This window comes from uncultured Amnibacterium sp. (assembly GCF_964245895.1).
Lineage (GTDB): Bacteria > Actinomycetota > Actinomycetes > Actinomycetales > Microbacteriaceae > Amnibacterium.
Genome location: NZ_CAXTOQ010000145.1, coordinates 1 through 8551 on the forward strand (window position 1 = coordinate 1; position 8551 = coordinate 8551).

The window sequence follows — 8551 nt, forward strand, 5'->3', positions numbered from 1 at the left end:
GCCGGTGCTCTACGGCGACGGCCTGGTCGCGAACGACGCCCCGGCGAAGACGCTCATCGACGCGGTCAAGGCGGACAAGACGCTGCGGCTCGCGAAGAAGCAGACGGGCGCGACCTCGGGCTCCGGCTCGGTCGACGCCGGCGGCACGCCGACACCCAGCCCGTCCTCCTCCGCGACCGGCAGCCCGTCGCCCTCGGCCTCGGCCTCGGCGTCCGCATCCGGCGACACCGTGGACCTGCCGGGCACCGTCGTCGGGCAGTCGGTCGACCAGCAGACCTGCTCGGTCGGCAACGACCTCGGTCGACGGTGACGCTGGTCGCTGCGACCGGGACGCGGGAGGAGACGGGCCTCCTCGCGTTCGCGGGGGATCTGATCGTCACGCTCGGTGAGCTGGGGGTCGGGGCGCTCGTGCTGCTCGAGACCGTGGTGCCACCGATCCCGAGCGAGGTGATCCTGCCGTACGCGGGCTACCTCAGCCGGGAAGGCGGGCTCTCCGTCGTCGCGCTCGTCGCGTGGAGCACCGTCGGATCGACGGTCGGCGCGCTGCTCCTGTACTGGCTGGGCGCCGCACTCGGCATGCGCCGCGCATCGCGCCTGCTGGCGAGGACGCGGCTGGTCGACGAGGACGACCTCGACCGGGGCGCCGCGTGGTTCCACCGGCACGGCGCGGTCGCGGTGCTCCTGGGCCGGCTGGTCCCGGGTGTGCGCAGCCTGATCTCGGTGCCGGCCGGCGCGGACCGGATGCACCTCGGGCCGTTCGTGGTCTGCACCGCGATCGGCAGCGGCGTGTGGAACGCGGCGCTCATCCTGCTCGGCGCCGCGCTGGGCACCCAGCGGCACGTCATCGACCCCTACCTCGAGGTCCTGGACGTCGTGGTCTACTCGGCGATCGGCGTCGGCGTCGTGGTGCTGATCGTCCGTCGCGCCCGGCGTGCCCGGGCCCGGCGGACGGACGCCGACTGACTCTCGATCGCGCTTCGTTCCGCGAGGATGGGATCCCCGCGGCACGACGTGGAAGCGGCAGCGTCAGCGGGTGGCGCGGGACTCCACCTGGCGCGCGGCCTCGGCGCCGGAGGCGATCGGCGCGCGCAGGTGGCCCTGCTCGTAGCCGAAGGCCTCGACCAGCGGAACGGCGTACGGCCGCATGCGCAGCAGCAGCGCGTCGAGCGTGCGGGAGACCGCCGTCGCACGCGCGACGCTCAGGCGCCTGCGCGTCAGGTACCAGCCGAGCTCCCGCTCGATCGCCTGCAGCGCGAACACGTCGCGGACGACGGTGAGCAGCGCCTTGGTCGGTGCGTGCGTCTCGCGCTCGACCGCCCGCGTGAACGCCTTCCACTGCCGCAGTCGCGCCTCCGCCCGCGCCGCCTCGATCAGCGCGTGCTGGTGCTCGGCGAAGCGCTTCGCCAGCGCCTCGGGGGAGACGCCGGGCGCCGGGCGCAGCGCCGGCGCGATCTCGGCGATCGCGACCTCGACGCGCTCCGTCAGCAGGCGCTCCTGGACCGCGGTCTCGCGCAGCGCGCGAGCGGCGCCGGCGACGGTGATCCCGTCGGCCAGCCGCTGACCGATCGCCGTCAGCCCGGCGGACGCCGCCGCGGAGGAGGCGACCTGCCCGCCGACGATCGCGGCGGTACCCGCGGGACCGGCCGCCTGCAGGCGGCGTCCGTACCGGGTCAGCAGCCGCTTGCCGACCAGCTGCAGCAGCACGGTGTTGTCCCCCTCGAACGTGACGTACACGTCGAGGTCCGCGTGCAGCTGCCCGAAGCGGTTCTCGGCGAGGAACCCCGCGCCGCCGCACGCCTCCCGGCACTCCTGCACCGTCTCCAGCGCGTTCCAGGTCGCCTCCGCCTTCGCTGCCGCGGCGAAGTTCTCCAGCTCCTGCCGCGACTCGTCGGTGTCCTCGGCGCCGGTGAACACGCGGTGGAAGTCCTGCAGCAGCTCGTCCTGCGTGAACGTCGCCGCGTAGACGGCCGCGAGGCGGGTCAGCAGGCGGCGCTGGTGCCGCGGGTAGTCGAGCAGCACCTCCTCGTCGCTGCCGGCGGCGACGAACTGCCGCCGCTGGTCCGCGTAGGTCAGCGCGATCTGCAGCGCGATCTTCGCTCCGGTGTTCGCGGCGCCCGCGAGCGAGACGCGACCCTGCACCAGCGTGCCGAGCATGGTGAAGAACCGGCGCCCCTGGCTGGCGATGGGGGAGGAGTAGGTGCCGTCGGGCGCCACGTCGCCGTAGCGGTTCAGCAGGTTCGCCCGCGGCACGCGCACCCCGGAGAAGTGCAGGCGCCCGTTGTCGACGCCGTTCAGGCCGCCTTTGGGGCCGTCGTCCTCGCCGCCGACCCCGGGCAGGAATCGGCCGGCCTCGTCGCGGATGGGCACGAAGAACGCGTGCACCCCGTGCTGCTCGCCCAGCGTCTCGAGCTGCGCGAACACGACCGCGGCGCGCGCGTCCACGGCGGCGTTGCCGATGTAGTCCTTCCACGCGGCGCGGAAGGGGGTGTCGATCACGAACTCCTGCACGGCCGGGTCGTAGGTCGCCGTCGTCGCGATCGACGCCACGTCGGACCCGTGCCCCGTCTCCGTCATCGCGAAGCCGCCGAAGGTGCGCAGCTCGATCGCGTCGGCGAGGAAGTGCTCGTGGTGGTAGCGGGTGCCGAGGTGCAGGATCGCCGCGGCGAAGAGCCCCCACTGCACGCCCGCCTTGATCTGCAGCGACGGGTCCGCGGTGACGAGCTCCTCGAACGCCACGAGGTTGCCGCCCGCGTCGTCGGTGCCGCCGAACGCGGACGGGAAGGGCAGGCGCACGGCGCCGCTGTCCAGCAGCACCTGCAGCTGTGCGGTCACCCGGTCGCGGTGCTCCGCGACGCGCAGGTCGTCCAGCCGGTGCAGGGCCGGGTCGAGGGTCCGCGCGCGGGCCGCGAGCCGGATGTCCGGCCAGCTGCCCAGCAGAGCGGTGCGGATGCGGCCGAGGTCGGGTGCGCCGCCCGCCGGCGTCTCGGCCGCCGCCTGCGCCTCGAGGGTCCGCGCGCTCGTCTGCTCCACCGTCATCCCAGCCTCCTGATCGATCGGTCAGGACGGTAACCCGAAGCGGCGGCGCTGGAGGAACCGTTCGGCGGGAACCGTGGACGGCCCCGGCTTGTCGGGGCGGACTCTCGTGGAGGTCCTACAACGACGGGGGTCGAGCGCTGTGGGAGATCACGGGTCGGCGGTGCGGACGAGGACGCCCGCCCCGAGCCGGCTGCGCATCACCTCGATCGCCTGCGGGTTCTCGTCGATCAGCACGAAGCGCCTCCCGAGCTCGCGCGCAGCCGCGCCGGTCGTCCCGCTGCCCGCGAAGGCGTCGAGCACCCAGTCGCCCGGCCGGCTCGACGCGGCGATGATGCGGCGCAGCACGCCGAGCGGCTTCTGCGTGGGGTAGCCCGCCTTCTCCTGCCCCGTCGGGGACACGATGGTGTGCCACCACACGTCGGTGGGCAGCTTGCCGGCTGCGGCCTTCTCCGGCGGCACGAGCCCGGGGGCCATGTACGGCTCGCGGTCCACCGCGGCGCTGTCGAACCAGTACCCCTCCGGATCCTTCACGTACACGAGGATCGTGTCGTGCTTGGCGGGCCACCGCCGCGTCGTGCGGGCGCCGTAGTCGTAGGCCCAGACGATCTCGTTGAGGAAGCACTCGCGCCCGAACAGGGCGTCGAGCAGCACCTTCGCGTAGTGCACCTCGCGCTGGTCGAGGTGCAGGTACAGGGTCCCGTCGTCGGCGAGCAGGCGCCAGGCCTCCTCCAGCCGGGGCTCGAGGAAGGCCCAGTAGTCCGGGAAGGCGTCGTCGTACCGCGTGACGAGGCCCTTGACCACGTCGTACGGGCGCCCGTGGAAGCCCATCCGCGTGCCGCCGATCGGATCGTGCCTGGTCACCGTGGTGCGGCGGGCCTGCTGCCGGCCGGTGTTGAAGGGCGGGTCGAGGTAGACGAGCCGGAACGCCCCGTCGGGCAGCGCGCGCAGATGCGGGAGGTTGTCGCCCTCGACGACGAGATCCGGGCCGAACGGGGCCCAGAGGGGGGTGCCCGGTCGGTCGAGCATCACCGCATCAGCCTAGGGAGCGCCTCCGACAGCACGCAGCGGAAGGGGCCCGCCGCGATCCCGCGACGGGCCCCCTCCGTTCTTCGTCCGCTACCGGCGGGTGCCGACCGGCTCCGGCTGCGACGGCGCGGGAGCGACCGTGCCGGTCGCGCTCGCCGCGACGGTCGCGTCCGCGTTCGCCGCCTGGTCCGCCGCGGCCTTGTCGGCCTGCTCCTGCAGCGCGGAACGCTGCCGCAGCGGTGGCACCTTGAAGAACCAGGTGATCACGAACGCCGTCAGCACCACGATCAGCCCGACCCAGTAGATGAGGACCGCGGAGGTGTTGAAGCCGGTCAGGAAGGGCTTCGACAGGCGCTTGTCCGCACCGTTCAGGAACGACGTGTCGCTGATGGAGGAGGAGCTGCTCGCGGAGGTCGAGGACCCGGAGGTCCCCTTCTTCAGCGCCGACTCGATGCCGGGGACGACCTCGGTGACGACGTGCTGCCGCTGCGTGGCGTTCGCGTAGTCGATCGTCAGGGCGCCGTTCACGACGCTCGCCTTCGCCTGCGTCGCTGCCGCGGCCAGCGCCGCGGTCTCCGCCTTCGCCTTCGCGTCCGGCAGAGCGGCCGCGACCTGCTGGTCGATCACCGCCGGGGCCGCCGCTGCGGGCACCGCGCCGGCCGCGACCTGCGCGTCCACCGCCTTCGTCACCGCGGCGGTCACCTGCTCGGTCGCCGCCGTGTCGGCGGCCGCCTTCGCAGCGGTCGTGCCGTCGGCGAGGCCCGAAGCCAGCTTCTCCTTGATCGGGGTGACGATCGGGTTCCAGAGCTGCTTCATGATCCCGGCGTTGCTCGGGGCCTCCGCGACGGAGGGCGTCAGAGCCGCGTCGAGGGCGCTCGTCAGGTTCGCCCGGTTCGCCGTGGCGGTCATGATGTTGCCCGGCAGCGCCGCGAAGAGGACCGAGAGCAGCACCGCGGTGCCCAGCGTGCCGCCGATCTGGCGGAAGAACGTGGAGGAGCTGGTCGCCACCCCCATGTCGCGCGGCTCGACCGAGTTCTGGCTCGCCATGGTGAGCGTCTGCATCAGCTGGCCGAGCCCGAGCCCGATCAGCAGCATGCCGATCATCAGGTACCAGAGCGGCTTGTCGATCGAGATCGTCGTCATCCACGCGAAGCCCGCGGCGAGGATCGCGGTGCCCAGCACGGGGAAGATCCGGTAGCGGCCCGTGCGGGAGATGATCTGGCCGGAGCCGATCGACGCGATCATGAGGCCGGCCATCAGCGGCAGCGTGGCGAAGCCCGACTCCGTCGCCGTCAGCCCGGTCACGATCTGCAGGTACAGCGGCAGCGTCAGCAGGGCGCCGAACATGCCGAAGCCGACGAGCACGCCGAGGATGGTCGACATCGAGAACACCCGCGAGCGGAACAGCTTGAGCGGGATGATCGCGTCGTCCTTCATCAGCGTCTCCGCGATGAGGAAGCCGATCAGGCCGAGGCCGCCGATCACGTAGCAGGCGATGGAGCCGGCCGACGCCCAGCCCCAGATGCGGCCCTGCTCTGCGACCAGCAGCACCGGGACCAGGGTCGCGACGACCGCGGTGGCGCCCCACCAGTCGATGCGCACCGAGCGCGAGCCGAAGCGCGGCAGGTGCAGGAACCGCAGGACCATGAACAGGGCGACCGCGCCGATCGGGACGTTGATCAGGAAGACCCAGCGCCAGCCGGTGATGAACAGGATCTGGCTGGCTCCGGCGAAGAGGCCGCCGACGAGGGGCCCGATCACCGAGGAGATGCCGAAGACGGCGAGGAAGTAGCCCTGGTACTTCGCGCGCTCGCGGGGGGCGAGCATGTCGCCCATGATCGCGAGCGGCAGCGACATCAGACCGCCGGCGCCGATGCCCTGGACCGCGCGGAACGCGGCGAGCATCAGCATCGACGTCGAGAAGGACGACATCAGGGACCCGATCACGAAGATCGAGATCGCGAAGATGTAGAGCGGCCGCCGCCCGAAGATGTCGGAGAGCTTGCCGTAGATCGGCGTCGCGATCGTCGAGGTGATCAGGTAGGCGGTGGTCACCCAGGCCTGCTGGTCGAGGCCGTGCAGGTCGTCGCCGATGGTGCGGATCGCGGTGCCGACGATCGTCTGATCGAGGGCGGAGAGGAACATGCCGGCCATCAGGCCGTAGATGACCAGCAGGATCTGCCGATGGGTCATCACGGCGCTGGAGGGCGGCGCGGTCTGAGTGGTGGTCACGAAGGTCCTTCTGGAGAGCGGACGCGCGACGGAGGGCGCAGCGATCGACGCCACAGCCCGACATCGATGCTTGCAGTGAGTGCAACTTTACACCCTCTGCAACCGGAGTTCAGAGCATCCGCGCGCGAACGGCGCGTTCCGAGCAGACCCGCGGGTCGGGATCAGCCCTGCGGGGTCGGCTCCCGCAGCGCGATCGCGGCGAGCAGGCGCTCGTGCACCTCGTCGGGGCTCCCTGTGCCGTCGACGCGCAGCACGAGACCGGCCGCGTCGTAGAGCGCTACGAGCGGCTCCGTCTCCGAGTGGTAGAGCCCGAGGCGGTGCCGGATCACCTCCGGGGTGTCGTCGGCGCGCCCCTGCTCGGTCGCGCGGCCCACCAGACGGCGCTCGAGCTCGTCGTCGGCCGCGTCGAGCAGCAGCACGGCGTCGATGGCGGCGCCGGACAGCCCGACCAGGCGGTCGAGCTCCACGACCTGGTCCGCGGTGCGCGGGTACCCGTCCAGCAGGAAGCCGCCGGCGGCATCGGGCTCGGCGAGCCGCTCGGCGAGCATCTCGTTCGTGATCGAGTCCGGCACGTAGTCGCCCGCCTTGATCAGCGCCTCGACCTGCTTGCCGAGGTCGCTGCCGCTGCGCAGATGCGCTCGGAACAGGTCGCCCGTCGAGATCGCGGGGACGCCGAGCGCGACGGCCAGCCGACCGCCCTGCGTTCCCTTGCCGACGCCCGGGGGGCCGAACAGGACGACTCGCTGCATCAGGGGTGCTCCTCCAGTGATCACGCAGGGTCTCGATCTGCGACGCGTCGAGGAGTCGGGTCGTCCTCCGGCGCGACGTCGAGCCCGCAGGTGCGGAGACTGCTTACCAGACGATCCGCGCACCGTGGGCGCGAAGTCCCCTGAATGCGGGGTTCGGAGGGGGTGGTCGGTCAGGTCGGCTGCAGCCCGCAGCCGGACGACGCGCCCGGCGACTGCGGCGTCACGTCCGTCTCGGCGAGCACGAGGACGCCGTGCGGCGGTCCTCTGGGGTCAGGTGTTGAAGATGGCGCGGCGGCTCGCCAGTCGCAGCTCCAGCTCGCGCATGATGACGTTGCCCAGGGTGGTCAGGTTGGCGAGATCGTCGCTGCTGAACTCGTGCGGTTCCGTGTCGAAGACGCAGAGTGCGCCGATGTCGTGCCCGTCGCTGGTCCGGAGGGGCGCAGCGGCGTAGGACCGGACGTGCGGGCCGTCGGTGACGAGCCGGTTGGAACGGGTACGGGCGTCGGAGCGGGCGTCCGGGATGGTCCAGGCCCGTCCGTCTGCGGGATTGGTGGTCGAGCAGAACGCGACGTTCCGGTCGACCTCGGTCTCGTCGAAGTTCCGTCGTGATTTGAACCAGACCCGGTCCGCGTCGACGAGGGAGACGAGCGCGATGGGGACGCCGAGGACGCGGGAGGCCATCGCCGTGATGTCGTCGAACGCGTCCTCGGGCGGGGTGTCGAGCACGTTGAAGCGGCGCAGGGCGGCGAGTCGCTGCTCCTCCCCGGGCGCGAGGAGCTCACGGGTGACCCGTCCTGCACCGACGAGGTCGTCGATGTAGGCCTGCTGGAACGCGCTCGCGACGTCGGTCAGCGCGGGGCGGTCCTCGGGGAGCAGCTGCGTCATGGCACGGAGGATCGAGGCCAACGGGGCCGGGACGAGGTCGGGGATCGCGGGATCGCGGTCCAGCCGGGCGAACGCGGACTGCTCCACGCTCCCCGGGTAGGCGGCGCGGCCGGTGACCGCCTCCAGCAGCACGAGTCCGAGGGCGTACACGTCGGACGCCGTGGTCGGGTCCTGCCCGTCGACCTGCTCGGGGGAGAGGTACGCCGCGGTGCCCGTGGTGTACTCGCCGATGTCCGGCATGCCGATCAGGGTCGAGATCCCGAAGTCCGTGAGCTTGCCGCGGATGCGGGTGCTCATCCCTCGGTCTGCCAGCAGCACGTTCGCGGGCTTGATGTCGCGGTGCAGGAACCCGTGCTCGTGCACGAACTGCAGACCTTCGGCGAGGTCGAATCCGAGGTACGCGACCTGCACCGGGGTGAGCCGGCCGTACCGTCGCAGATGCGCCCGGAGATCGAGTCCCGGGATGCGTTCCATGACGAGGTAGATCTTGGGGTCGCGCGGATCGGTCGTGTCGACACCGGCGTCGAACAGGGTCGTCAGGGCGTGGTGGTTCATCCCGGCGATCAGACGCGCTTCGGCCTGCTGCAGCGCCATGTGCTCGACATCGGGCGTCGCGGAGAAGA

The 8551-nt window shown here is 72.0% G+C and carries 6 protein-coding genes and 1 pseudogene; 2 read left to right on the plus strand and 5 right to left on the minus strand.

Annotation, left to right across the window (positions count from 1 at the left end; all coding sequences use genetic code 11):
- Both ACFE60_RS15480 and ACFE60_RS15485 read left to right on the plus strand, forming a co-directional pair.
- Positions 1–310, plus strand: a pseudogene (locus ACFE60_RS15480) (hypothetical protein); the annotation flags it as partial.
- A complete protein-coding gene (locus ACFE60_RS15485) occupies positions 307–963 on the plus strand; it encodes a DedA family protein (protein ID WP_375389760.1) in 657 nt (218 codons plus the stop codon). The pseudogene ACFE60_RS15480 and the gene ACFE60_RS15485, both read left to right, overlap by 4 nt.
- Before the next feature lie 63 nt (positions 964–1026).
- On the opposite strand, the gene ACFE60_RS15490 is transcribed toward ACFE60_RS15485, so the two are convergent.
- The 5 genes from ACFE60_RS15490 to ACFE60_RS15510 all read right to left on the minus strand — a co-directional run.
- Entirely contained in the window at positions 1027–3036 is a 2010-nt protein-coding gene (locus ACFE60_RS15490; RefSeq protein WP_375389761.1) for an acyl-CoA dehydrogenase, read from the minus strand.
- 147 nt (positions 3037–3183) lie between these two features.
- Entirely contained in the window at positions 3184–4062 is an 879-nt protein-coding gene (locus ACFE60_RS15495) for a DNA-methyltransferase (protein WP_375389762.1), read from the minus strand.
- Between the two features lie 90 nt (positions 4063–4152).
- Entirely contained in the window at positions 4153–6255 is a 2103-nt protein-coding gene (locus ACFE60_RS15500) for an MFS transporter (RefSeq protein ID WP_375389765.1), read from the minus strand.
- A gap of 200 nt (positions 6256–6455) precedes the next feature.
- Entirely contained in the window at positions 6456–7043 is a 588-nt protein-coding gene (locus ACFE60_RS15505) for an adenylate kinase (protein WP_375389763.1), read from the minus strand.
- A gap of 270 nt (positions 7044–7313) precedes the next feature.
- Positions 7314–8551, minus strand: a 1238-nt coding sequence (locus tag ACFE60_RS15510) for a protein kinase (protein ID WP_375389764.1), incomplete at its 5' end; no start/stop codon positions are given.